Source organism: Oleiphilus sp. HI0080 (genome assembly GCF_001635135.1).
In genome coordinates this window covers 1-1170 of the sequence record NZ_LWFU01000918.1, presented here as the reverse complement: position 1 = coordinate 1170, position 1170 = coordinate 1, and the positions used below count along the sequence as shown (strand labels likewise).

Here is a 1170-nt window from a genome sequence, read left to right as displayed (position 1 = left end):
TGAACTGGCTGAAGATGAGAAGAGCTCATCAGAGGAAGGTCAAGAGGACGTTATCGCTGAGGCGGATGTCTACATCGCTTATGGTCGTCTTGATCAAGCAGCGACGATTTTGGAGCAAGGGATATCGGCTGATCCAGTTCGTGTCGACTATCGACTTAAGTTACTCGAAGTCTACCGAGATTCGTTACAAGAAGAGGCGTTCGGGAAGCAGATTAGCGAGCTTGAGGCGATTCAGGATCAAAGCGCTTTAGCGCGCGCTGAGGAAATTAGAGCAGAGCTTGAAGAGAGAATACGAGACCAGGCGGCCTCTTCTTCTCAAGAAGCCGACATTGATCACTTACTTGATGAAGACGAAGAGCAGGCGTTGTTGGGCGGTGATGACAATAACTTTGATTTTGATACTGTCGATGCGTCCAAAGATGAAGACGACGTTGAAGTGGTTACGGACATCGCGTCTGAAGACTCGGTTGATGAGCTAGAAAGTTACGCTGAAGAAGCGCTAGATGAAGTTGGTGATGAAGTAGATTTTGAATCTGATGACTTAGATGTTGATTTGGATATTCCTCTGGATTTAGAAGATGCCTCAACTTCAGTTAGCAATGAGTTGGAAGATGATCCGGGTATCGATTTTGAATCTGTTGATTTGAGCCCTAGTAACGACGATGAGATCGAAGATGCAGTTGTTTCAGATGAAGAACGAGCTGATCTCGAGCTTGATGATGCCTTAAATCTTGATGATTCGGACCTTGATAGTGAAACCGAAATTGAACTCGATTTAAGTGAAGAGTTGGACTTGGCGGAAGATGATCTGTCGTCGCTAGAGCTGGAAGACGAAAATCAGAATGTGGACTCTGAAGAAGCCATTGAAGATGTGCACGTTGATGATCTATCGCTTGAGCTGGATGAAGAGGTAGATCTGGATGGCGATGCTTCGGATGAGCTTTCAGACGCTGAGGTCGAAGACCTTGCTCTTGATGCCGATGATCTTGGCGAGCTCGAGGTGGAGCTGGAAGAGGATGGCGAATCTGACGGTGTGCTTACAGAGGATGAAGCGCTGAGCTTAGAACTTTCGGACGACTTGAATGAAGATCTAGACTCCGAAGTGCTATCAGACTCTCAGGTTGATGACGGCGGATCGGATGCGGATGATTTACTGTTGGATTTGGATGA

Annotated in this window: 1 protein-coding gene; it reads left to right on the top strand. The window is 46.8% G+C overall.

Annotation, left to right across the window (positions count from 1 at the left end; genetic code table 11):
- A partial coding sequence (locus A3751_RS23095) for a FimV family protein (protein WP_197466473.1) occupies positions 1-1170 on the top strand: 1170 nt, incomplete at both ends.